The sequence below is a fragment of the Streptomyces sp. NBC_00620 genome (assembly GCF_026341825.1).
Lineage (GTDB): Bacteria > Actinomycetota > Actinomycetes > Streptomycetales > Streptomycetaceae > Streptomyces.
In genome coordinates this window covers 960,067-983,862 of record NZ_JAPENY010000002.1, presented here as the reverse complement: position 1 = coordinate 983,862, position 23,796 = coordinate 960,067, and the positions used below count along the sequence as shown (strand labels likewise).

16 protein-coding genes are annotated in these 23,796 nt (G+C 69.0%); 6 read left to right on the top strand and 10 right to left on the bottom strand.

Annotated elements, in window-relative coordinates; translation table 11 throughout:
* Window positions 1-185: 185 nt before the first annotated feature.
* Both OG246_RS23585 and OG246_RS23580 read right to left on the bottom strand, forming a co-directional pair.
* A complete protein-coding gene (locus tag OG246_RS23585) occupies window positions 186-1,088 on the bottom strand; it encodes a tRNA (adenine-N1)-methyltransferase (protein WP_266467034.1) in 903 nt (300 codons plus the stop codon).
* Window positions 1,089-1,141: 53 nt separating this feature from the next.
* Entirely contained in the window at window positions 1,142-2,713 is a 1,572-nt protein-coding gene (locus tag OG246_RS23580) for a site-2 protease family protein (RefSeq protein ID WP_266470823.1), read from the bottom strand.
* 175 nt (window positions 2,714-2,888) lie between these two features.
* On the opposite strand from OG246_RS23580, the gene OG246_RS23575 reads away from it, so the two are divergent.
* Entirely contained in the window at window positions 2,889-3,839 is a 951-nt protein-coding gene (locus tag OG246_RS23575; protein ID WP_266467031.1) for a RecB family exonuclease, read from the top strand.
* 14 nt (window positions 3,840-3,853) lie between these two features.
* The gene (locus tag OG246_RS23570) at window positions 3,854-4,525 is read left to right on the top strand and encodes a response regulator transcription factor (protein WP_266467029.1); all 672 of its coding nucleotides are present in this window, start codon (window positions 3,854-3,856) and stop codon (window positions 4,523-4,525) included.
* Window positions 4,526-4,600: 75 nt separating this feature from the next.
* Here the strand turns inward: OG246_RS23570 and OG246_RS23565 are convergent, their stop codons facing one another.
* From OG246_RS23565 to metH, 4 genes are all read right to left on the bottom strand, one after another.
* Window positions 4,601-6,184 (bottom strand): ABC transporter substrate-binding protein, encoded by a 1,584-nt coding sequence (locus OG246_RS23565; RefSeq protein WP_266467027.1) that lies wholly within the window; start codon window positions 6,182-6,184, stop codon window positions 4,601-4,603.
* A 116-nt stretch (window positions 6,185-6,300) separates the two neighbouring features.
* On the bottom strand, window positions 6,301-7,905 hold the full coding sequence (locus tag OG246_RS23560; protein ID WP_266467025.1) for an ABC transporter substrate-binding protein: 1,605 nt from the start codon (window positions 7,903-7,905) through the stop codon (window positions 6,301-6,303).
* Window positions 7,906-8,359: 454 nt separating this feature from the next.
* Complete coding sequence (locus OG246_RS23555) at window positions 8,360-9,061, bottom strand: HAD family phosphatase (RefSeq protein WP_266467022.1); 702 nt, start codon at window positions 9,059-9,061, stop codon at window positions 8,360-8,362.
* 97 nt (window positions 9,062-9,158) lie between these two features.
* Window positions 9,159-12,689 carry a methionine synthase gene (metH, locus tag OG246_RS23550; RefSeq protein ID WP_266467017.1) on the bottom strand — a complete coding sequence of 1,177 codons (3,531 nt, stop codon included), beginning with the start codon at window positions 12,687-12,689 and terminating at the stop codon, window positions 9,159-9,161.
* A 269-nt stretch (window positions 12,690-12,958) separates the two neighbouring features.
* On the opposite strand from metH, the gene OG246_RS23545 reads away from it, so the two are divergent.
* From OG246_RS23545 to OG246_RS23530, 4 genes are all read left to right on the top strand, one after another.
* Window positions 12,959-13,723: an IclR family transcriptional regulator gene (locus OG246_RS23545; RefSeq protein ID WP_266467014.1), complete on the top strand. Its 765-nt coding sequence runs from the start codon at window positions 12,959-12,961 to the stop codon at window positions 13,721-13,723.
* Between the two features lie 335 nt (window positions 13,724-14,058).
* On the top strand, window positions 14,059-14,850 hold the full coding sequence (locus tag OG246_RS23540; RefSeq protein WP_266467010.1) for an MIP/aquaporin family protein: 792 nt from the start codon (window positions 14,059-14,061) through the stop codon (window positions 14,848-14,850).
* 162 nt (window positions 14,851-15,012) lie between these two features.
* The gene (gene glpK, locus OG246_RS23535; RefSeq protein ID WP_266467007.1) at window positions 15,013-16,560 is read left to right on the top strand and encodes a glycerol kinase GlpK; all 1,548 of its coding nucleotides are present in this window, start codon (window positions 15,013-15,015) and stop codon (window positions 16,558-16,560) included.
* Window positions 16,561-16,568: 8 nt separating this feature from the next.
* Window positions 16,569-18,182 carry a glycerol-3-phosphate dehydrogenase/oxidase gene (locus tag OG246_RS23530; RefSeq protein WP_266467003.1) on the top strand — a complete coding sequence of 538 codons (1,614 nt, stop codon included), beginning with the start codon at window positions 16,569-16,571 and terminating at the stop codon, window positions 18,180-18,182.
* 247 nt (window positions 18,183-18,429) lie between these two features.
* Here the strand turns inward: OG246_RS23530 and mtnK are convergent, their stop codons facing one another.
* The 4 genes from mtnK to OG246_RS23510 form a co-directional block, all read right to left on the bottom strand.
* Window positions 18,430-19,599: an S-methyl-5-thioribose kinase gene (gene mtnK, locus OG246_RS23525; RefSeq protein ID WP_266466999.1), complete on the bottom strand. Its 1,170-nt coding sequence runs from the start codon at window positions 19,597-19,599 to the stop codon at window positions 18,430-18,432.
* An 11-nt stretch (window positions 19,600-19,610) separates the two neighbouring features.
* On the bottom strand, window positions 19,611-20,651 hold the full coding sequence (locus OG246_RS23520; protein ID WP_266466996.1) for an ABC transporter permease: 1,041 nt from the start codon (window positions 20,649-20,651) through the stop codon (window positions 19,611-19,613).
* Window positions 20,652-20,727: 76 nt separating this feature from the next.
* On the bottom strand, window positions 20,728-22,275 hold the full coding sequence (locus OG246_RS23515) for a sugar ABC transporter ATP-binding protein (protein WP_266466993.1): 1,548 nt from the start codon (window positions 22,273-22,275) through the stop codon (window positions 20,728-20,730).
* A complete protein-coding gene (locus OG246_RS23510) occupies window positions 22,262-23,359 on the bottom strand; it encodes a substrate-binding domain-containing protein (RefSeq protein ID WP_266466990.1) in 1,098 nt (365 codons plus the stop codon). Before OG246_RS23510 ends, OG246_RS23515 begins: the two co-directional genes overlap by 14 nt.
* Between the last annotated feature and the right edge of the window lie 437 nt (window positions 23,360-23,796).

The window sequence follows — 23,796 nt, the reverse complement described above, 5'->3', positions numbered from 1 at the left end:
TGTGAGGGCTGTGCCGGTGGGGGTGTCCCGCATGGTGCCACACGTCACAGTGCGGTGGAACGGCGGGGTCAGGACTTCTGAGGGACTTCCGACGGAGTTCTGGCGGCGCGTCAACAGGAAAGCACTGTGGCCGAGTTCCCCGGCTGTCCCGGGAACTCGGCCACAGTTGTGGTGCGTTGGTTACCTCAGCGGCCCATGCCGCCGTCGGCGTTCGGACCGGTGTAGTCGTCGCCGTAGGCGCCCTTGGAGGGGCGGCGGCGGCGCATGGGCGGCTCGACTCCGTCCGCGAGGCGGCGGGCGGTGAGCAGGAAGCCGGTGTGGCCGATCATCCGGTGGTCCGGGCGGACGGCCAGGCCCTCGACGTGCCAGTTGCGGACCATCGACTCCCAGGCGGTCGGCTCGTTGAAGGAGCCGATCTCGCGGATGGACTCGACGGTCCGCGCGAGCTGGGTGGTGGTGGCGACGTAGCAGCAGAGGATGCCGCCCGGGACGAGCGCCTTGGAGACGGCCTCCAGGCACTCCCAGGGGGCCAGCATGTCGAGGATGACGCGGTCGACGTCGGTGTCCGACAGGTTGTCCTGGAGGTCGCCCACGGTGAGCTGCCAGGCGGGGTGCTTGTCGCCGAAGTAGCGCTCCACGTTCTGCTGGGCGATCTCGGCGAAGTCCTCGCGGCGCTCGTAGGAGTGCAGCATTCCCTGGTCGCCGATGGCGCGCAGCAGGAAGGCACTGAGGGAGCCGGAGCCGACGCCCGCCTCCACGACGCGGGCGCCGGGGAAGATGTCGGCGAAGGCCAGGATCTGCCCCGCGTCCTTGGGGTAGACCACGGCGGCGCCGCGGGGCATGGACAGGACGTAGTCGGGGAGCAGGGGGCGCAGCGCGAGATAGGCGACGTTCCCCGTGGTGCGGACAACGCTGCCCTCGGGAGCACCGATCAGCTCGTCGTGCGGGAAGGAACCTTTGTGGGTGTGAAAGTTCTTTCCGGCTTCGAGCGTGAACGTGTAGTGGCGGCCCTTGGGGTCGGTCAGCTGAACCTGGTCCCCGACCTTGAAGGGCCCGCGCCTGCGGGCGGCACCGGTCGGTTCGGACATGTGACCAGCCTACCGGTCCTGGACGGGGCCGTGGACCACTCCGCGGGCCACCACTAGGAGGGGCGGGCCATGGCCTTCACGAAGGCGCGCTCCACGTCGGCGGCGGACAGGACGCCGTAGATCTCGCCGGACTCCTCGACCACCAGGTACTCGGTGGCGGGGTTCGCGCGCAGGGCGTCGAGGAGGTCCTCGCCGGCGAGCTCGGCGGAGACCCGCATGCCGTCGGTGAGGTCCTGGGCGAGGCCGCTGACCGCGACCCAGGGGCGGCGGTGCTCGGGTACGCCGACGATGGCGGCCTCGCGGACGAGGGACAGCGGTTGGCCGTCGGCGTCGACCACGACCAGGGCGCGGGCGCCCGCGTCGTTGGCGCGGCGCAGCGCCTCCGAGAGCGGGGTGCTGGTCTCGACCGGGACCGCGCGCCGGGTGAGCGCGCGGGCGCGCAGTTCCGGGAGGTGTTCGCGCAGGCGGGCCATCCGGAGGCTGTTTCCGGCGCCGGTCCAGATGATCGCGGCGAGGATGGCGGCGAGCAGCGCGTCCATGACGGTGTCCATGCCGCCGATGTCCTCGGAGGCGTCGCCGAGTGCTCCGGACTGGGTCAGCAGGGGCAGCCCGATCAGTACCGAGACGGCAAGGGCGCGGCCCACCCAGGCGGCGGCGATCGTGCCGCTCATCGGCTTGCCGGTGATCTTCCAGACGACGGCGCGGAGCATGCGGCCGCCGTCGAGGGGCAGCCCGGGCAGCAGGTTGAAGACGGCCACGATCAGGTTGGAGATCATCAGGCCGCCGAGCAGGACGCCGGGCACGGTGCCCGGCTCGACGGTCTGCATGGCGAGGTAGAAGACACCGGAGAGGACGAGGGAGAGCAGCGGCCCGACGAAGGCCAGCACGAACTCCCGGCCCGGGGTCTCGGACTCCTTCTCGATCTCCGACACCCCGCCGAAGAACTGCAGCTGGATCCGGCGCACCGGCAGCCCGAAGCGCAGGGCGGCGACCGTGTGGGCGAGCTCGTGGACGAGTACGGAGGCGTAGAAGGCAACCGCGAAGAAGAGGGAGACGAGGTAGCGCAGGGCGCCGAGCTCGGGCAGCACACGGTCGAGTTGGCCGCCGAACACCCAGGTGATCAGGGCGGCGACGAGGAACCAGCTGGGCGCCACGTACACGGGTACGCCGAAGGGACGTCCCATGAGCAGCCCGCCGCCGGGTCCCTTCTCGCGCCGCGGTGGCCGTCCCTTGCCGGAGCCGGACTTGGCAAAGGTCCGGGCGGATCCCGTGGTCTCGGGGTCACTCGGGGCACCAAAGTGCGAAGGGGTGTCGTCCGTGGGGTCAGGGTGGGCCGGGGGCTCGTCGGAGGGACGGGGGGTGGCCGGGGGCTCGTCGGAGGGACGGGGGGTGGCCGGGGACTCGTCCGAGGGACGGGTGGCAGGCTCGGTCCCCTCCGCGGGTCGCGGGGTCTCGGTGCTGCCGCCCGGCTCCGTGGGCTTGGGCCCGGTGGGGTCCTCCGGACTCTCCGGTCCGGGGCGCGGGGCGTCCGCGGCCGGACCCGTGGAGGCCTGGGGCCCCTCGTGGCGCTCGGTCGCTTCGTCGGTACCGGACCGCGGCTGCCCGCTCCCGCCGCTCTCGTCCACGATGTCCCCTCGTTCGAAGCGTCCCCCGCTCCCGATCATGCGGAGCAGGAGGGTCTGTGGTCGATGGTATGCGGCCGTCGCGATGCGTTCCGCCCCGGCACCCCCTCTGTTTTCCGCGCCGTCGCACGAGCCGCGGGTGGGTCACTGTCAGTGGTGAGCCGTAAGGTCTGTCGTCATGGAAACCAGCACCGAGGGCGTCGTGGAGACCAGTGCCGAGGGCGTGGTCGGGACCGGCACCGGCGCCGAGCCCGGCGAACCCGTGGCGGCCCGGGCGGCCGTGGCACCCGCGTCCCTTTCGCCCTCGCGCGCGAGCGACTTCATGCAGTGCCCGCTGCTCTACCGGTTCCGGGTGATCGACAAGCTCCCAGAGAAGCCGAGCGAGGCGGCCACCCGCGGCACGCTGGTGCACGCGGTGCTCGAGCGGCTCTTCGACGCCCCTGCGACGGAGCGTACGGCGCCGCGCGCCAAGTCGTTGATCCCCGGCCAGTGGGACCGGCTGCGCGAGACCCGGCCCGAGGTCGTGGAGCTGTTCGCCGACGATCCCGAGGGCGAGCGTCTTGCGCGCTGGCTCGGCGAGGCCGAGCAGCTGGTGGAGCGCTGGTTCACGCTGGAGGACCCGACCCGGCTCGAACCCGCCGAGCGGGAGCTGTTCGTCGAGGCGCGGCTCGATTCCGGGCTCAAGCTGCGCGGCATCATCGACCGTGTCGACGTGGCGCCGACGGGCGAGGTGCGGATCGTCGACTACAAGACGGGCAAGGCCCCCAGACCCGAGTACGCCGAGGGTGCCCTGTTCCAGATGAAGTTCTACGCCCTGGTGGTGTGGCGGCTGAAGCAGGTGGTCCCGCGCCGGCTCCAGCTCGTCTATCTCGGCAGCGGTGACGTCCTGACGTACGACCCGGTGATCGAGGACCTGGAGCGCGTCGAGCGCAAGCTGCACGCGCTGTGGGACGCGATCCGGGAGGCCACCGAGACGGGCGACTGGCGGCCCCGGCCCACCAAACTCTGCGGCTGGTGCGATCACCAAGCGGTATGTCCGGAATTCGGCGGTACTCCCCCGCCCTACCCCCTGCAGGTCAGGGCGCCGGAGTCCGGTGGTACCCCGCAGGGCAGAATGGGGCCGGACTAGCGAAGGAGACTTACGTGGCCATCCGCGTCCTACTGGTCGATGACCAGCCACTGCTGCGCACCGGCTTCCGGATGATCCTGGAAGCGGAGCAGGACCTTGCGGTCGTCGGCGAGGCCGGCGACGGTCTCCAGGCGCTCGACCAGGTCCGCGCCCTGCAGCCCGATGTGGTTCTGATGGACATCCGCATGCCGCGGATGGACGGTGTCGAGGCGACCCGGCAGATCACCGGCCCCGGCCGGGACGGTCCGGCGAAGGTGCTGGTGCTGACGACCTTCGACCTCGACGAGTACGTGGTGGAGGCGCTGCGCGCGGGCGCCAGCGGCTTTCTGCTCAAGGACGCACCGGCCAATGAGCTGGTGCAGGCGATCCGGGTGGTCGCCTCGGGTGAGGCCATGCTCGCGCCGAGCATCACGCGCCGGCTGCTCGACAAGTACGCGAGCCATCTGCCGTCCGGTGACGAGCCGGTGCCGGACACACTGCACACGCTGACCGACCGCGAGGTCGAGGTGCTCAAGCTGGTGGCGCGCGGACTGTCCAACGCCGAGATCGCTGCCGACCTGTTCGTCAGCGAGACCACCGTCAAGACGCATGTCGGGCACGTCCTCACCAAGTTGGGGCTGCGCGACCGGGTACAGGCGGCGGTGTACGCGTACGAGAGCGGGTTGGTGCGCCCCGGCGCGCAGTAGACCCGCACAACAGCGCAGAGGGCGGCCCCTTCCTCCGGGAGGAAGGGGCCGCCCTCTGCGTACGCGGAGCCGGGGTCAGTCCTTGCTGATCTCCCAGAAGCGGAAGACGGTCGAGGCGTCGAGGCAGTACTCCAGGCCGTAGACGTTGTCGCGGACGACGGCGTACTGCTTGGCCTGCCAGAGCGGGATGATCGGCAGTTCGTCGGCCACGATGTCCTGGAGCTTGCCGTAGTCGGCCTCGGTCGAGGCGCGGTTGCTCTCGGCGGCGGTGTCCGGGATGAGCCGGCCGGTGATCGTGCTGTTGGTGTAGTTGTTGCTCAGCACGTTGCCCTCGCCGAAGAAGGGCGCCGTGAAGTTGTCCGGGTCCGGGTAGTCGGGCACCCAGCCCTTCACGTACACGCCGTACTTGCCGTCGGCGATGTCCTGCTCGTACTCGTCGAAGGCGACGGACTTGACGGTCGCCTCGAAGAGTCCGCTGGCGTTGAGCTGCTTGGCGATCGCCTTGAACTCCTGGTCGGTGGACGGTCCGTAGCGCGACGGCGTCGACCAGAGGGTCAGCTTCACCTTGTCGGTGATGCCGTCGGCGCGCAGCGCGGCCTGGGCCTTGGAGCGGGAGGGGCTGGCACCGTAGGTGTCGAAGAAGGCCGTGTTGTGGCCCGCGATGCCGGCCGGGATGATCGAGTAGAGCGGCGTCGCCGTGTCCTGGTAGACCTCGTCGACCAGGGCCTGGCGGTCGAGGAGGTAGGCGATGGCCTTGCGCACCGAGAGCTGGCCCGCCACCGGGTCGTCCATGTTGAAGACCAGGTGCTGCACTTCGGCGCTGGTGCCCTCGACGACGTTGACGCCCGTGCCTGTGGCGGTGTCGTTCTCGATGTCCGCGATGTCGTCGGCGGCGAGGCCTCGGTAGGCGATGTCGATCTCGTTGTTCTCGATCGCGGTCTTCAGGGCGGCCTGGTCGCCGTGGAAGAACTTCAGCGTCACGCCGGAGTTCTTCACCTTGGCGGTGCCCTTGTAGCTCTCGTTGACGGAGAAGACGGCCTCGTCCTCGCCGAACGATTCCAGCTTGTACGGTCCCGAGCCGACGGCCTCGTTGTCCGTGCGCAGTCCGTTGTCGGCGTACTGCTGGTGGTCCACGATCGAGCCGGCGCCGGAGGCGATCTTGCTCGGGAAGGTGGCGTCGGCGTACTTGAGCTTGAAGACGACGGTCTTCGCGTCCGGTGTCTCCACCGTGGCGAGCATCGGGAACATGATCGCGGGACCGGCGTCGTCGTTGATCTTCAGCATGCGGTCGAAGGAGAACTTGACGTCCTCCGAGGTGAGCGCGTCACCGTTGCTGAACTTCAGCCCGCTCTGCAACGTACACGAGTAAACCTTCGTGGCTGTGTCCGTGAACGAGCACTCCTTGGCGGCCTCGGGCTCGGGTTCCGTACCGCCCTTGGGGAAGCTCAGCAGCGACTGGAAGACGTTGTTGAACAGCAGCCAGGAGCCCGGGTCGTAGCCGGACGCCGGGTCGGTGGCCAGGACGTCGTCGGACATCCCCATCACGATGGAGGAGCCGCTGTTCCCGGAGCCGCCCGACTGCGAGCCGCAGCCGGTGAGCAGGCCGACGGCCAGCCCCGTCGCGACGGACAGGACTGGCCACTGGTTGCGCATGTTCACTTGCGTGTGCCTTGTCGTTGATTCTCAGAAGTGCCGGATCTCGGGGCACCGGGTCCCGGAGCACCGGATCAAGCGGGCGCCGGGCCTGTTGGCAGGCCCGGCGACGGCAAACCGGGTCAGCCGCTCACTCCGCGGCCGAGCTCCCACAGCTGGAGGGTCGAGGAGGAGTTGAGCGCCCACTCGGCACCGGTGATGTCGTCCCGCGCGGCGATGTACTGCTTGCCCTGCCACAGCGGCAGCACCGGTACGTCGTCGGCCACGATGTCCTGGATCTCGGTGATGCTCTTCGAGGCGGTGAGGCGGTCGGCCTCGCGCCGGGACTCCGGGATCAGGTTGTCGATGATCGCGCTGTTCAAGTACGGCGACTTGAGGAAGTTGTCCTTGTCGAGGAACGGCGCGAGGTAGTTGTCGGCGTCCGGGAAGTCCGGGAACCAGCCCATGCCGTAGACCTCGTACTCGCCCTTGCGCTCGGCCGGCACGAACGTGTCCCAGGGCGTGCCCTTGATGTCGACGTCGAACAAGCCGCTGGCGTTGAGCTGCTTCTTCAGCTGCTCGAACTCGTCCGCGGTGACCGAGCCGTAGTGGTCGGTCGTGTAGTTCAGGGTGAGCTTCACCGGAGTGGTGATGTCGGCCGCGGTCAGCATCGCCTTGGCCTTGCTGACGCTCGGGTCCCCGTACTTGTTGAAGAACGAGTTGGAGTGGCCGGTGATGGTGGCGGGGACCAGCGAGTAGAGCGGGTCGGCGCCCGTGCCGTACACCTTGGCGACGAGCTCGCTGCGGTTGATGACCTGGGCCATGGCCTGGCGGACGGCCGTGGACTTGACCGCCGGGTCGTCGGTGTTGAAGGCCAGGTAGCGGATCTCGAGGCCGGGCATCTCGATCAGGTCGATGTCGCTGTCCGTGGCCGCGCCGAGCTTCTTGATCTGCTCCGGCGTCATCGAGCGGGTCATCAGGTCGATGTCGCCCTTGTTGAGCGCGGAACCCATGCTGTCGGCGTCCGCGAAGGAGCGCATCTCGACCTGGCTGTTCTTGACCGACAGAACACCCTTGTAGTTGGGGTTCTTGGTGAAGACGCCGTTGACGAGCTCGTCGTCCTTCACGTCGGCCTTGAACGTGTACGGGCCGGAGCCGTCGATGCTGAAGCCGTCGCGCAGCTTGTCCTTCTCGTAGTCGTCGGGGTTGACGATGCCGGCGACCGGGGTCGACAGCTTGAACGGGAAGGTGGCGTCCGCGGTCTTGAGGTGGAAGATCACCTCGCGGTCGCCCTGGGTCTCGACGGTGTCGACGGTGGACAGCAGCGCGAACACACCACTGTCGGCCTGGATCGACAAGGCGCGGTCGATCGAGTACTTGACGTCCTTCGCGGTGACGGGGTCGCCGTTCGCGAACTTCAGGTCCTTGCGCAGGGTGCAGGCGTAGCGCTCGTTGCCCGTGTCGGTGAAGCCGCACTCCTCGGCGGCCTCGGGCTGGGGCTCTCCGTCGCCGCGCGGGATGATCATCAGCGTCTGCACGGTCTGGCGGAGGATGTTCCAGCTGCCGACGTCGTAGGCGTACGCCGGGTCGAGGGGAGCCGGGGCATCCTTCGAGGCGATGAACCGGTCGGTGGTACCGACGACGATCGGGTCGCCGCTGTCGCCCCCACTGCCGGACCCCCCACATGCGGCGAGCACCGGGGTGAGCAGGCCGATCACGGCCGGCAGCACCAAAGTCTTGCGGTTCATGCTCGAGTTTCTCCAGAGCTGTAGATTCCGCGACCCGGCATACAGGGGTGGTGTTGCGGGGTCACAGGGATACGGCGATGTTCTCGCGATGACATTAGTCCGCAGGGCCACTGAGGCCCCCAGTGACTGGAGTTGAGCTCCCATCACGCTGCGAGACCGGGCGTGGACACACCGATAACGCGGCAGTGGAAGGATTCGTGCAGCCTTCCATCAATCGGGACACAAGGGCACGTCACCCACCCCCCAAAGGGTGTCGATGGCATATGCCAGACCCGATGTCGACCCCCCGGCGAGTGGCGAACCTCACAGCATCAACTCAGCCGGGGAGCACCGGAATTCAGCCATCCCGCCGGGATTGAATTCCCTCAGGGGGTTCTGGCGCAGATCCACCGGGCGCCCTTCGGGAGGCGCTCGGGCCTATTCGCGCATTCGGTTCCGCACGCTGGGTGAACGTCTAGCGCATTTCCGTCATCAAGCCGCGGAGAAAAGGCAGGTCGACCTCTTCCAGAGAGTTCACGACCGTACGCCGCGCGGCGGGCGCGATGGGGGCGATCGAGGGCACGGCGACCACCTGGCAGCCGGCGGCCTCGGCGGCCGCGACGCCCGTCGCGGTGTCCTCGATGACAGCGCACCGGGCCGGTGCCGCGCCGAGTCCCGCGGCCGCCAGCAGATACGGGTCGGGGAACGGCTTGGTCCGCTCCACCTCGTCGCCCGCCACGGTCAGCGCGAAGTACTGGGGGCCGAGCGAGGCCAGGATGCGGTCGATGATGCGCCGGTGCGAGGCCGAGACCAGGGCGGTGGGGATCTCGTGCGCAGCCAGCTCGGCGAGCAGTCTGGCCGCCCCCGGCATCAGCGGCAGCGAGTGGCCGATCCGGGCCTCGAACCCGTCGTTGAGCAGCACCGTCAGCTCGGCGATGGTGATGTCGGCGCCGGTGGCCTCGATCAGGAAGCCGGCGCTGCGGGTCATCGGGCCGCCGACCACCACATGGCGCCAGGACTCGTCGAGCACATGGCCGAGGGACGCGAAGACCTCGGCCTCCACCTCCCACCAGAAGCCCTCGGTGTCCACCAGAGTGCCGTCCATGTCGAGGAGCACGGCCTCCAGGGCAGAGCCTTCGGCCGTACGGGTACCGAGCGCGGGGACCGTACTGGTCATCCGGGCGCACCTCCTTGAGGGACGATCAGGCCGGTCGCCCTTTTTGCCAAAGGGGCAACCGGCCTGCAGTGGACCGACCAGTGTACGTCGTGTCCGATCAGCGCGCGTTGAAGTACTTCGCCTCCGGGTGGTGGATCATGATCGCGTCCGTGGACTGCTCCGGGTGGAGCTGGAACTCCTCGGAGAGCACGACGCCGATGCGCTCCGGCTCGAGGAGCTGGGCGATCTTGGCGCGGTCCTCCAGGTTGGGGCAGGCTCCGTAGCCGAGGGAGAAGCGGGCGCCCCGGTACTTCAGGGCGAACATGTCCTCCATCGCGTCCGGGTCCTCGCCGGCGAAGCCGAGTTCGGAGCGCACCCGGGCGTGCCAGTACTCGGCGAGCGCCTCGGCCAACTGGACGGACAGGCCGTGCAGTTCGAGGTAGTCCCGGTAGGAGTTGGACTCGAAGAGCTTGGCGGTCTCCTCGCCGATCCGGGAGCCCATGGTGACGACCTGGAGGCCGACGACGTCGATCTCGCCGGACTCCTCCGGGCGGAAGAAGTCCGCCAGGCACAGTCGGCGGCCGCGGCGCTGGCGCGGGAAGGTGAAGCGGGTCCGCTCGTTGCCGGCGTCGTCCAGGATGATCAGGTCGTCGTCCTTGGACACGCACGGGAAGTAGCCGTAGACCACGGCCGCTTCCAGCAGGTTGTCGGTCTGCAGCCTGTCCAGCAGACCGCGCAGCCGGGGCCGGCCCTCGGTCTCGACCAGTTCCTCGTAGGTCGGCCCATCGCCCGCACGGGCCTGCTTCAGGCCCCACTGGCCCTTGAAGAGCGCGCCCTCGTCGAGCCAGGAGGCGTACTCCTTGAGCTGGATGCCCTTGATGACGCGGGTGCCCGCGAAGGGCGGGGTGGGCACGGGGTTGTCGACGGCGACGTCGGAACGGACGTGCCCCTCCTCGGGGCGCTCCTCGACCTCGGTGGCGGCGACCGCCGGACGCACCCGGCGCTGCTTCAGCTCGGGCAGCACGGCTCCGGGGACACCCCGCTTGACCCCGATGAGCGCGTCCATCAGGCGCAGGCCCTCGAACGCGTCACGGGCGTAGCGGACTTCGCCCTCGTAGATCTCGTACAGGTCCTGCTCGACGTAGGCGCGGGTGAGAGCGGCACCGCCGAGGATGACCGGGTAGTCGGCGGCCATCTTGCGCTGGTTGAGCTCCTGGAGGTTCTCCTTCATGATCACCGTGGACTTGACCAGCAGCCCGGACATGCCGATCACGTCGGCCCGGTGCTCCTGCGCGGCGTCCAGGATCGCCGAGACCGGCTGCTTGATCCCCAGGTTGACCACGTTGTAGCCGTTGTTCGACAGGATGATGTCGACGAGGTTCTTGCCGATGTCGTGGACGTCGCCGCGCACGGTGGCCAGCACGATGGTGCCCTTGCCCTCCGCGTCCGACTTCTCCATGTGCGGCTCCAGATAGGCCACCGCGGTCTTCATCACCTCGGCGGACTGCAGCACGAACGGCAGCTGCATCTGGCCGGAGCCGAACAGCTCGCCGACCACCTTCATGCCGTCCAGGAGTGTGTCGTTGACGATGTCCAGGGCGGGGCGGCTCTGCAGGGCCTCGGCGAGATCGGCCTCCAGGCCGTTCTTCTCGCCGTCGATGATGCGCCGCTTGAGCCGCTCGTCCAGCGGCAGGGCGGCCAGCTCCTCGGCCCGGCCCGCCGTCCGGGACTTGGTGGTGGCGCCCTCGAACAAAGCCATCAGCTTCTGCAGGGGGTCATAACCCTCCGCGCGGCGGTCGTAGACCAGGTCGAGGGCCGTCTGCACCTCTTCCTCGGTGAACCGGGCGATCGGCAGGATCTTGCTCGCGTGCACGATCGCCGAGTCCAGGCCCGCCTTCACACACTCGTCCAGGAAGACCGAGTTGAGCAGCACACGGGCGGCCGGGTTCAGGCCGAAGGAGATGTTCGACAGCCCCAGCGTGGTCTGGACGTCCGGGTGACGCCGCTTCAGCTCGCGGATCGCCCCGATCGTCGCAATGCCATCCTTGCGGGATTCTTCCTGGCCGGTGCAGATCGTGAAGGTCAGGGTGTCGATGAGGATGTCCGACTCGTGGATACCCCAGTTGCCGGTCAGATCCCCGATCAGCCGCTCGGCGATCGCGACCTTGTGCTCGACCGTGCGAGCCTGGCCCTCCTCGTCGATGGTCAGCGCGATCAGCGCCGCACCGTGCTCCTGCGCGAGCTGGGTGACCTTCGCGAACCGCGACTCCGGGCCGTCACCGTCCTCGTAGTTGACGGAGTTGATGACCGCACGGCCGCCGAGCTTCTCCAGGCCCGCGCGCAGCACGTCGACCTCGGTGGAGTCCAGCACGAGCGGGAGGGTGGAGGCGGTGGCGAAGCGGCCGGCCAGCTCCTTCATGTCCGCGACGCCGTCGCGGCCCACGTAGTCGACACAGAGGTCGAGCATGTGCGCGCCCTCGCGGATCTGGTCGCGGGCCATCTCCACACAGTCGTCCCAGCGGCCCTCCAGCATCGCCTCACGGAACTTCTTCGACCCGTTGGCATTCGTCCGCTCACCGATCGCCATATAGGCGGTGTCCTGACGGAACGGCACCGTCTGGTAGAGGGAGGCGGCGCCCGGCTCGGGGCGCGGGTCACGCGTCCCCGGCTCCAACTCGCGGACGCGCTCGACCACCTGGCGCAGGTGCTCCGGCGTCGAACCGCAGCAGCCGCCGACCAGCTGAAGGCCGTAGTCGCGGACGAAGTTCTCCTGCGCGTCGGCCATCTCGGGCGGGGTGAGGGGGAAGTACGCGCCGTCCTTGGTCAGGATGGGCAGGCCCGCGTTCGGCATGCACATCAACGGCGTACGCGAGTGCCGGGCCAGATAGCGCAGGTGCTCGCTCATCTCGGCCGGGCCCGTCGAGCAGTTCAGGCCGATCAGGTCGATACCGAGCGGCTCCAGCGCGGTCAGCGCCGCACCGATCTCCGAGCCGAGCAGCATGACGCCGGTGGTCTCGAAGGCGAGCGAACAGATCAGCGGCACTTCCAGACCCAGCGCCTCCATCGCACGGCGCGCGCCGACCAGGCTGGACTTGGTCTGCAGCAGGTCCTGCGTGGTCTCCACGATCAGCGCGTCCGCGCCACCGGCGAGCAGGCCCTCGGCGTTCTGCTGGTAGCCGTCGCGCAGTACGTCGTACGCGATGTGACCGAGCGACGGCAGCTTGGTGCCCGGGCCGATCGAGCCGAGGACCCAGCGCTGGCGGCCGTCCTTGGCGCCGAACTCGTCGGCGACCTCGCGGGCGATCCGGGCGCCCGACTCGGACAGTTCGAAGATCCGGTCGGCGATGTCGTACTCGCCGGCCGCCGAGTGGTTCGAGCCGAAGGTGTTGGTCTCGACGCAGTCGACGCCCACGGAGAAGTACTCCTCGTGGACGGATCGGACGATGTCGGGGCGGGTGACGTTCAGAATCTCGTTGCAGCCCTCGAGATTCTGGAAGTCCTCCAGCGTCGGATCCTGCGCCTGAAGCATCGTGCCCATCGCACCGTCGGCCACCACGACACGGGTGGCGAGGGCCTGGCGGAGTGCGTCAGTACGCGCCCGGCTCTCGGAAAGCTCGGACGGAAGGGACGGGTTCGGCAACGAGGCCATGAAGGTGCTCCCTGGAGTGCGACGGCTGTCGGCTTTGCGCTTCCCATGGAAGGCGCACGCCGTCAGGGTAGCCCGGAGCGCGGCCGTAGGGTCAGGGGCGTCCACGGGACGGACGCGCGTGGCGCACGCGACGGCAGTGCTCAGACGGACGAAATATGTGACGACCATCCATTAGCGGGAGGTCGGCATGGACCGGTAGTGTTCGACATTGCCGAACGGCGGCAGTGAATCGCGCGCCGTCGGTCGAAGGGGACGGAGGCAGCACGGCGATGGCACGGAACATCCAGTCGCTCGAACGGGCAGCAGCGATGCTGCGGCTCCTCGCGGGCGGCGAGCGGCAGCTCGGCCTGTCGGACATCGCCTCCTCGCTCGGTCTGGCCAAGGGTACTGCGCACGGCATTCTGCGGACCTTGCAGCAGGAGGGCTTCGTCGAGCAGGACGGCGTTTCCGGGCGCTATCAACTGGGCGCCGAGCTGCTGCGGCTCGGGACCACCTATCTCGACGTGCACGAACTGCGGGCGCGCGCCCTGGTCTGGACGGACGACCTGGCCCGCTCCAGCGGCGAGAGCGTCTATCTGGGCGTGCTCCACCAGCAGGGCGTGCTGATCGTGCACCACGTGTTCCGGCCGGACGACAGCCGTCAGGTGCTGGAGGTCGGGGCCATGCAGCCACTGCACTCCACGGCACTGGGCAAGGTCCTGTCCGCATACGATCCGGTCGCCCACAGCGAGGTCCTGGAGGCCGAGCGCAAGGTGTTCACGGCGCGCACGACGAGCGAGCTGGACGAGTTCGAGGGCGTGCTCGACCTGACCCGCGCGCGCGGGTACGCGGACGACGTCGAGGAGACCTGGACAGGCGTGGCCTCGGTCGCCGCCCCCATCTACAACCGGCGGCGCATGCCGGTCGGCGCGGTGGGCATCGCCGGGGCCGTGGAGCGGGTCTGCAAGGACGGTGAGCTGCGCCCCGAGCTGATCGCGGCGGTACGGGACTGCGCCCGCGCGGTGTCGCGGGACCTGGGCGCCGGACGGTTCTGAGTCCGCCGGACCGTTCCGCCTTCTCCGCAAGTTCTGAGGTTCGTACAAGACAAGGCCGGGATGCCAAGGGCGTCCCGGCCTTCGGCGTTCGCTCACAAGATCGACAGCTCACAGCAATCAATAACGATCGCGTTTTCGATAACCGAGCCCTTGACGTGCCGGTAACACGAGAGCAAGACTCCCGTCCATCGGTCGGCATTGTCGAACACCTAACGGCAATACGCGCTAGAGTGTGACAACGCCAAGGGCCGGATCGCTCTCTCTCCCTGAGAGCACGAACCACCGGTGGGACCCGGGGTTCGGCTTCCCCTGGACGAAGGACAAAGGAGTCGCGGGTGTCCAGCTCCGACATCTTCATCGGCGAGACCATCGGTACCGCCGTACTCATCCTGCTGGGCGGTGGCGTGTGCGCCGCCGTCACGCTGAAGGCCTCCAAGGCACGCAACGCCGGATGGCTGGCCATCGCCTTCGGGTGGGGCTTCGCGGTACTGACCGCGGTCTACATCTCGGCGCCCCTTTCCGGCGCTCACCTCAACCCGGCCGTCACCCTCGCGCTCGCGATCAAGGACGGCGGATGGGACGACGTCCCCATCTACTGGGCAGGTCAGCTGCTGGGCGCCATGATCGGTGCCGCACTGGTCTGGATCGCCTACTACGGCCAGTTCCAGGCGCACCTCACCGACCCCGAGATCGTCGGCGATCCGGGCGAGAAGGCCAGGACCAAGTCCGTCGAGGCCGAGGAGAAGGGCGCGGGCCCCGTGCTCGGCATCTTCTCCACCGGCCCCGAGATCCGGAACGTGGTGCAGAACCTCGCCACCGAGATCATCGGCACCTTCGTGCTCATCCTCGCGATCCTCACGCAGGGCCTGAACGGCAACGGCGACGGCCTCGGCACCCTGGGCGCCCTGATCACCGCGCTCGTCGTGGTGAGCATCGGCCTCTCCCTCGGTGGCCCGACCGGCTACGCGATCAACCCGGCCCGTGACCTCGGCCCGCGCATCGTGCACGCCCTCCTCCCGCTGCCCAACAAGGGCGGTTCCGACTGGAGCTACGCCTGGATCCCGGTCGTCGGTCCGCTGATCGGCGGCGCGATCGCTGCAGGCATATACAACGTCGCCTTTGCTTAGAGAGCACGCTTGTAAGCAGCGTTTGAACGCAGCGCTCGAGACCGCACGCTTCACAGCACCGCGTCACACAGCACGGCTTCACACAGCACGCTTCACAGCACCGCTCAACAGCACCGCCCCGTTGATACAGCCCCCTTCATACGGAACCTTCAGGAGCACACCGTGACCGACGCACACACCGCAGGCCCCTTCATCGCGGCGATCGACCAGGGCACCACGTCCAGCCGTTGCATCGTCTTCGACCGGGACGGCCGTATCGTCTCCGTCGACCAGAAGGAGCACGAGCAGATCTTCCCGAAGCCGGGCTGGGTCGAGCACAACGCCACCGAGATCTGGACCAACGTCGAGGAGGTCGTCGCCTCGGCCATCGAGAAGGCCGGCATCACCCGCGACGACATCAAGGCCATCGGCATCACCAACCAGCGTGAGACCACGCTGCTGTGGGACAAGAACACCGGTGAGCCCGTCCACAACGCGCTCGTCTGGCAGGACACCCGCACCGACGCGCTCTGCAAGGAGCTCGGCCGCAACGTCGGCCAGGACCGCTTCCGCCGCGAGACGGGCCTGCCGCTCGCCTCGTACTTCGCCGGCCCCAAGGCCCGCTGGCTCCTCGACAACGTCGAGGGCCTGCGCGAGCGCGCCGAAGCCGGCGACATCCTGTTCGGCACGATGGACAGCTGGGTCATCTGGAACCTGACGGGCGGTGTCAACGGCGGCAGGCACGTCACCGACGTCACCAACGCCTCCCGCACCATGCTGATGAACCTGCACACCATGCAGTGGGACCCGAAGATCGCCGAGTCCATCGGCGTTCCGCTGAACATGCTGCCCGAGATCCGTTCCTCCGCCGAGGTGTACGGCGAGATCACCGGCGGCAGGCTCGGCGAGCTGCTCGGCGGCATCCCCGTCGCCTCCGCGCTCGGCGACCAGCAGGCGGCCCTGTTCGGCCAGACCTGTTTCTCCGAGGGCGAGGCCAAGTCCACGTACGGCACCGGCACCTTCATGCTGATGAACACCGGTCACAAGGTCATCAACTCGTACAGCGGGCTGCTGACCACCGTGGGCTACCAGATCGGCGACCAGAAGCCGGTCTACGCGCTCGAGGGCTCCATCGCCGTCACCGGTTCGCTGGTGCAGTGGATGCGCGACCAGATGGGCATCATCAAGTCCGCCGCCGAGATCGAGACGCTCGCGTCCTCGGTCGAGGACAACGGCGGCGCCTACTTCGTGCCGGCCTTCTCCGGTCTGTTCGCCCCGTACTGGCGTCCCGACGCCCGCGGTGTGATCACCGGTCTGACGCGCTACGTGACCAAGGCGCACATCGCGCGCGCCGTGCTCGAGGCCACCGCCTGGCAGACCCGTGACGTCAGCGACGCCATGACCAAGGACTCCGGCGTCGAGCTCACGGCCCTCAAGGTCGACGGCGGCATGACCTCCAACAACCTGCTGATGCAGACCCTGGCCGACGTCCTGGACGCCCCCGTGGTGCGCCCGATGGTCGCCGAGACCACCTGCCTCGGCGCCGCCTACGCCGCCGGTCTCGCCGTCGGCTTCTGGACCAACACCGAAGACCTGCGCGCCAACTGGCGCCGGGCCGCGGAATGGACCCCCAACATGGCCGCGGAGACGCGCGACCGTGAGTACAAGAGCTGGCTCAAGGCCGTCGAGCGGTCCATGGGCTGGCTCGAAGACGACTCTGTCGAGGAGTAAGAACCCGCATGACTACCCAGTCCACCCTGCAGTCCGTACCTGCCCTCGGTACGCGCCCGGCCCCCGGCTCGAACCCGAGTCGCGCCGAGACCCGGGAGCAGCTTTCCAAGGCGTCGTACGACCTTCTCGTCATCGGCGGCGGCATCCTGGGCATCTCCACCGCCTGGCATGCCGCGCAGTCCGGGCTGCGGGTGGCCCTGGTAGACGCCGGCGACTTCGCCGGTGCCACCTCTTCCGCCTCCTCCAAGCTTCTCCACGGCGGTCTGCGCTACCTGCAGACCGGCGCGGTGAAGCTGGTGGCGGAGAACCACTTCGAGCGCCGTGCGGTCTCCCGTCAGGTGGCCCCCCACCTGGCGAACCCGCTCACCTTCTACCTCCCCGTGTACAAGGGCGGCCCGCACGGCGCCGCGAAGCTCGGTGCCGGTGTGTTCGCGTACTCGGCGCTGTCCGGATTCGGGGACGGCGTCGGGCACCTGCTGAGCCCCTCGAAGGCCGCGCAGGACGTGCCCGAGCTGCGCACCGACAACCTCAAGGCCGTGGCCGTGTACGGCGACGACCAGATGAACGACTCCCGGATGGCCCTGATGACAGTCCGCGCGGCCGTCGAGTCCGGTGCCGTCGTCCTCAACCACGCCGAGGTCACCGGGCTGCGCTTCACCAAGGGCCGGGTGACCGGCGCGGAGCTCAAGGACCGTCTCTCCGGTGACGAGTTCGGTGTCTCCGCGCGCCTGGTGCTCAACGCGACCGGCCCGTGGGTCGACCACCTGCGCAAGCTGGAGGACCCGAACGCGGCGCCGTCCATCCGCCTGTCCAAGGGCGCGCACCTGGTTCTGAAGCGCACCGCCCCCTGGAAGGCCGCGCTCGCCACCCCCATCGACAAGTACCGCATCACCTTCGCCCTCCCCTGGGAGGACATGCTGCTGCTCGGCACGACCGACGAGGAGTACGAGGGCGACCCGGCGGACGTCGCGGTCAACGAGAAGGACATATCCCAGATCCTGGACGAGGCCGCGTTCTCCATCCGCGACCAGCAGCTCTCCCGTGACCTGATCACGTACTCCTTCGCCGGTCTGCGCGTGCTGCCCGGCGGACCCGGCGACACCTCGAAGGCCAAGCGCGAGACGGTCGTCACGGAGGGCCGTGGCGGGATGCTGTCCGTCGCGGGCGGCAAGTGGACCACCTTCCGGCACATCGGCCGCACCGTCATGAAGAAGCTGGAGTCGCTGCCCGGACACCCGCTGGGCGAGGACTTCGAGCCGATCTCCGAGCTGCCGAAGAAGATGCCGCTGCCGGGTGTCGCCAATCCGCGCGCTGTCGCGCACCGTCTGCTCGTCGACGGCCCGGCGCCCGGGCCGCGCATGGGGGCCGACACCGCCAAGCACCTCGCCACCCACTACGGTTCGCTGGCCTTCGACATCGCGCGGCTCGCGAACGACAACCCGGAGCTCGCCGAGCGGGTTCACCCCGACGCCCCGGAGATCTGGGCGCAGGTCGTCTACGCCCGGGACAACGAGTGGGCCGAGACGGCGGACGATGTGCTGCGGCGGCGTACGACGCTGACGATTCGGGGGCTTGCGACGGACGAGGTGCGGGGGAAGGTTCAGGACCTGCTTGACAACTAGGTCCTGCGGTGACTTGAGGGGGGCTCCCACGGGGGGAGCCCCCCTCATGTGTGTGCTGCCGAGGGGCGGCGTGAGGTGGTGTTTTTTCGCCCCCTCCGCCCCTACCCGTCCCGTACCTGGGGGCTGCCGCCCCCAGACCCCCGCTAAAGATTTTCAGCCCCTCCGGCGTTTGAGGAGCGGGGGTTTGGGGGCGGAGCCCCCAAGTGACGGGAATGGGTAGGGGCGGAGGGGGCGAAATTCCGCCCGTTCAGCCGAGCGTCTCGATCACGGCCCGGACGTCCTCGGGGCCGGTCAACTCGGCTCGCCTGAGGATGAGTTCACGTCCGAGAAGCAGGGCCCGGCGGGAGGCCGGGACCGGGTCGGGCAGGGTTGTCAGGTCGGTGAGGTGGGCGAAGCCGATGATTCGGCGGATGATCTCCGTGCCGGCGTAGCCGAGCGACTCCGTCCAGAGTCGGGCCAGGAAGCGGTCCAGGTAGGCGTCGTCGAAGAAGGTGTCGACGCGGGTCGGCCACAGACGGCGGAACTCGGACTCGAACGCCTTCCAGGACAGCCGGAGTTGGTCCCCGTGGTCGGTCGCCGTGCCGAGCGCGTCGGCCCTGGCCTGGGAGACCAGCGTGTTCGCCCAGTACAGACCGAGGTCGAAGCCGATCGGGCCGACGAAGGAGAACTCGGGGTCGAAGACCCGTACCACCGGGGCGCCTTCACGCACGCCGACCATGACGCTGCCGGTGTGCAGGTCGCCGTGGAGCAGCGCCTGACCGCTCGTCATGAAGACATGGCGGAGGTCCGCGACCTCGGTGCGCAGCCGGGCGTCGGCACGGAATTCGGCGGCCAGGTCGGCCAACTCCGGGTGCCAGTGGTTGTGTTCGTGCTCGATGTAGGGCTCGGAGAGCACCACATCCTCAGTGATCTTGCACAGCTCGGGGCTCACCGAGGTCGCGATCAGCGCCTTGCGGTCGGCCGAGGACATGCCGAAGTCGCTGGTGGCGAAGGAGAGTTGCGCGACGAACTCGCCGATCCGGGCGGAGGTGTCCGGGCCGTACGACGCGCCCTCGTTGAGGACCGTGCGCAGGACCTCCAGGTCGGACATGTCCTCCATGACGAGGGCGTAGTTCTCGGCGTCGTAGCCGTGGATCGCCGGGATCTTGTCCGGGGCGACCTTGGCGACCTGCTCGTAGGCGCGGGCCTCGGCCTCGGCGCGTTCGGGGCTCATCGGCCAGGAGGGGCCTGCCACGCGGACCCAGGGCAGGGCCTGCTTGACGGCGAGGCCCCGGGTGCCGTCGGCGGAGGTGGCGAGGAAGACGCGGTTCATGTTTCCGTCGGAGACCTCGCGCACCTCCGGCTCGTCGGTGCCCCAGTGGCCGCGCTCGCGCAGGTAGCCGGCGACGTCCTCGGTCTCCAGGATGCGGTAGCCCATCGTGAACTCCCTTATGCGGTGCGGCGCTTGGACAGGGTGAAGCTGAAGACCAGGGCGAGGATGAGGACCGCGCCCTCGACGACGTCCTGCGTGTAGTACGGCAGTCCCTTGATGGTCAGGCCGGTGGTGATGATCCCGATGAGTACGGCGCCCAGGGCCGTGCCCCAGACGTTCGGGCGTCCGCGGCCGAGGACCGAGGTGCCGACCAGGGCCACCGCGACGGCCTCGAGGAGCTGGGACGTACCGGCCGAGACATCGCCCTGGCCGATGCGGGCGGCCAGGATCAGGCCGCCGATGGAGGCGAGGACGCCGGAGAGGACGTACGCCAGGGCCCGGTAGGCGCCGACGCGGATGCCGGCGAGGCGCGCGGCCTCGGGGTTGGCGCCGATCGCGTACAGGACGCGGCCCCAGCGGGTGCGGGCGAGGAACACCCAGGCGATGACCGTCAGTCCGCCGAAGATCAGCACGGAGACGGGGATGCCGAGGAGGGTGCCCCGGTCGATGCGCAGAAAGCCCTCGGTGAATCTGCCGGGTGCTGTGGTGCCGTCGGACTGCGTCATGCCGGGGGTGATGGACTGCCCGTCGACCAGGATGAGTTTGGTGCCCTGGATGACGAACATGGTGCCGAGCGTGGCCAGCATGTCGGGGATCTTCAGGACGACTATCAGCAGGGCGTTCAGCAGACCGGCCAGCGCACCGGCGGCGATGACCGCGAGGATCGCGACCGCGCCGACCTGGTTGTAGGAGACCATCGTCTTGGCGGCGACCGTCACGCCGAGCCCGGCCACCGCGCCGACCGACATGTCCATTCCGCCCACGGCCATGGTGAGCGTGACGCCGAGGCCGAGGATCGCGGCGACGGAGACGTACCGGAGGGTGTCGAGCAGCGTCGCCGAGTCGCGGAACGACGGCTCGCTGATCGCGAAGTACGCGAAGAGCGTGACGGTGACGAAGATGAAGCCGTATTTGATGACGGCGCTCTGGATGCGCGGGCCGGCGGCGAGCGGGGACGGGGTCGCCGTCTTCGCGGGGGCGCTCTGAGTGGTGGTCATGGCGTACTTCCTGGTGTGACCGGTATCGGGCGGCGTGTGACCGGTATCGGGCGGACGCCGACGGCTGTGCCCGGCATCAGACGGACGCCGAGATGGACTGGATCACGCGGTCGCGTTCCGCGTCTTCGCCATACGCGTCGAGGCGGATCTCGCCCGCCGCGAGGACGACGACCCGGTCGGCGACCTCCAGGATCTCGTCGACGTCGGCGGACAGGACGAGGACGGCGGCGCCCTCGGCGGCCAGGGTGCGGGCGCGGCGGCCGATGTCGCGGCGGGCACCGATGTCCACGCCTCGGAACGGCTCGTCCAGGATGAGGACGCGGGGGCTCTCGGCGAGCCAGCGGCCGACGACGACCTTCTGCTGGTTGCCGCCGGAGAGTTCCTCGACGGTGCTGTGTTCGTCGCGGGCGATGACGCCGAGCTGCTCGATGGTGGCGCGGCCGAGCGCGTCCTCCCTGGTGCGGCTCACGAGCCCTGCCGTGGAGAGGGACTTGAGGAACGGCAGCGAGATGTTCTGCGCCAGCGACCAGCCTGGCACCAGGGCGTCCGCGTGCCGGTCCTCCGGTACGAGGTGTACGCCGGCGGCGATGGCGTCGGCCGGGCGGCGCGGCTCGTACGGTTTGCCGTCCAGCCCGACCGCTCCCCCGGTGAAGCGGTCGGCGCCGAACAGCCCGCGGGCGAGTTCCGTCTTGCCCGCACCCAACAGGCCCACGACGCCGGTGACTTCGCCGGCCCTGATGTCGAGGTCCTGGGGATGGTGACCTGCGAGGAGCGGGACTCCGCGCAGTGAGAGCACGACCTCGCCCCGGGGTCCCGCTTTCCGGGGCCGTGCGGTGGTCGCCTCCTGTGCCTGGGCGAGCATGGCGCGCAGGGCGCTGTCCCAGTCGAAGGGCTTGGTCTGGTCCTCGGTTAGACGGCCGTCCCGCAGAACGACCAGGCGGTCGGCGAGCACGTCGATCTCGCCGAGCCGGTGGGAGACGTACAGGACCGCGATGCCCTCGTCGCGCATCCGCTCGACGAGCGCGAAGAGGCGCTCCGCCTCGGTGGCGGAGAGCGCGGAGGTCGGCTCGTCGAGGATCAGCAGCCGGGGGCGGGTGGCCAGCGCGCGGGCCAGGATCAGCAACTGCCGGTCGGAGATGCCGAGTTCGGTGACGTCGCGCTTGAGTACGGCGTCGCTCCAGCCGAGGTCGAGTGCGGACTGGATCTCGCGGGCGCGGGCCAGCAGGCGGCGGCCGTTCAGGAAGGGGTTCCCGCGGCTCTGGGCCAGCTCCTCGAAGACCAGGTTCTCGACGACGGTTAGGCCGGGGACGATGCCCTCGCCGATCCGCTGGTGCACGGTCTGGATGCCCAACTGGCGTGCGGCGAGCGGGGAGTGGAGCGCGACGGGTTCGCCGTTCACGCTCACTTCCCCGCCGTGGTCGGTGTGCACGCCGGACAGGATCTTGATCAGCGTGGACTTGCCGGCGCCGTTCGCGCCGAGCAGCGCGACGACGCTGCCCGGAGCGATGTCCAGCGACACGGACTCCAGAACAGTCTTGCCTCCGAAGGCCATGCTGACCTCACGGAGGCGAACCGCGGCGCCGGTGTCAAAAGGACCGTCAAAAGGCGTGTCAGTGGGCGACATTGGGGATCCAGTCCGCGGTGCTCACCTTGGACAGGTTCAGCTCGGGCAGCGCCGCACGCAGCTGGTCCATGTTCTCGATCTTCTTCTCGCGCAGGAAGTCCTGGGTGATGGCGACGGCCGGGAACTCGACCGAGGTCTTGTCCAGCTGACCGGCCAGTTCCAGGGCGGCGGTGCGGACCACGGCGGCGCCGACCGCGGACGGGTCGGTGCCCGCGGTGGCGACCCACGGGCTGTCCGTGGCGGTCATGTTCTGGATGTCGGCGTTGGAGACGTCCGCGCCGAACACCTTCACCTTGTCCTGGAGCTTCTTGTTCTGGACGGCGAGGACGGTGCCCTTGGCCAGTTCGTCGTAGGGGGCGAAGACGCCGGTCACGTCGGAGTGCTGGGTGAGTGCGGCGGAGACGAGGGGAACGTTGTCGGTGGCCGTGGAGTCGGTCACCTTGCCGACCTTGAACTCCTGCTTCCAGCCGTTGGCGTCGGCGGTCTTCTTCCAGACGCTGTCGCGCTTGTCGAGGGCGGCGTACCCGGCGACGTTGACATAGCCGACCTTGGCGTCCTTGCCGAGCTCCTCGGTCATCACGTCGAGGACGGCCTGGGCCATGCTGGCGTCGTCCTGCTTGGTGCTGACCACGGCCTTGTTGGTCTGCTCGACGTCGTAGACGACGACCTTGATGCCCTTCTTCACGGCCTTGTCGATCTCCGGCTGGATCGTGGCCGGGAAGCCGTGGTCGACGATGATGGCCTGTGCCCCGGAGTTGATGGCCGAGGACAGGTCGGTGGCCTGCTTGGCGTTGTCGGCCTGGGCGTCGTACACGGTCAGATCGATGCCGAGGGCCTCGGCCTGCGCCTTGGCGCCGTTGCCCCACTGCTCGAAGTAGTCGCCGGCGCCGCTCTGCCGGACCAGGGCCACCTTGACCTTGCCCTTGGTGAAGGGCGCGGGCTTCGCGGCGGTCGCCGCGGAGGCCGAGGCGGCCTTGTCGCCGGTGCTCTGCGAGGCGTTCGTGGACTGGGAGCAGCCCGCGAGCAGGAGGGCGGAGGCGGAGGCCAGCGACAGCGCGGCAAGGGGGACACGGGTACGGGACATGAGTGCTCCTGGGCAGGGCAGTGCGAAGGGGTGGGTGAAGGGGGAGGGCGTGCGTGACCCGGAGCATCGGAAGAGAACGCGCCACTACCGCGGACATGGCGGGAGCCCTGAGGGCTCGGGCGACTTGGAGCTCCGGGTGAGGTCAGCGACAGCGGGCTGTGGTCGACCGGAGCAAGTCCACGTACAGCCGCCGCACGAGCAGCAGCGTCTTCATAAGGAGATCATGAGAACGTTTTCAGCCATGCGTCAAAACCCCTGACCTGAATTCTCAGTGGTTGAGACAACAACTTCGTCACACCCGGCCGACCGCCCGCCTGGAGTTACCATCTCGGAACCGGCACCCGACCCGGGACAGTGAGGCTTTCCGATGACGACACCACGCGCGACAGCGAAGCGACGCTGTACCGGCGCGGCGTGTCGCGGCTGACGACTCCAGC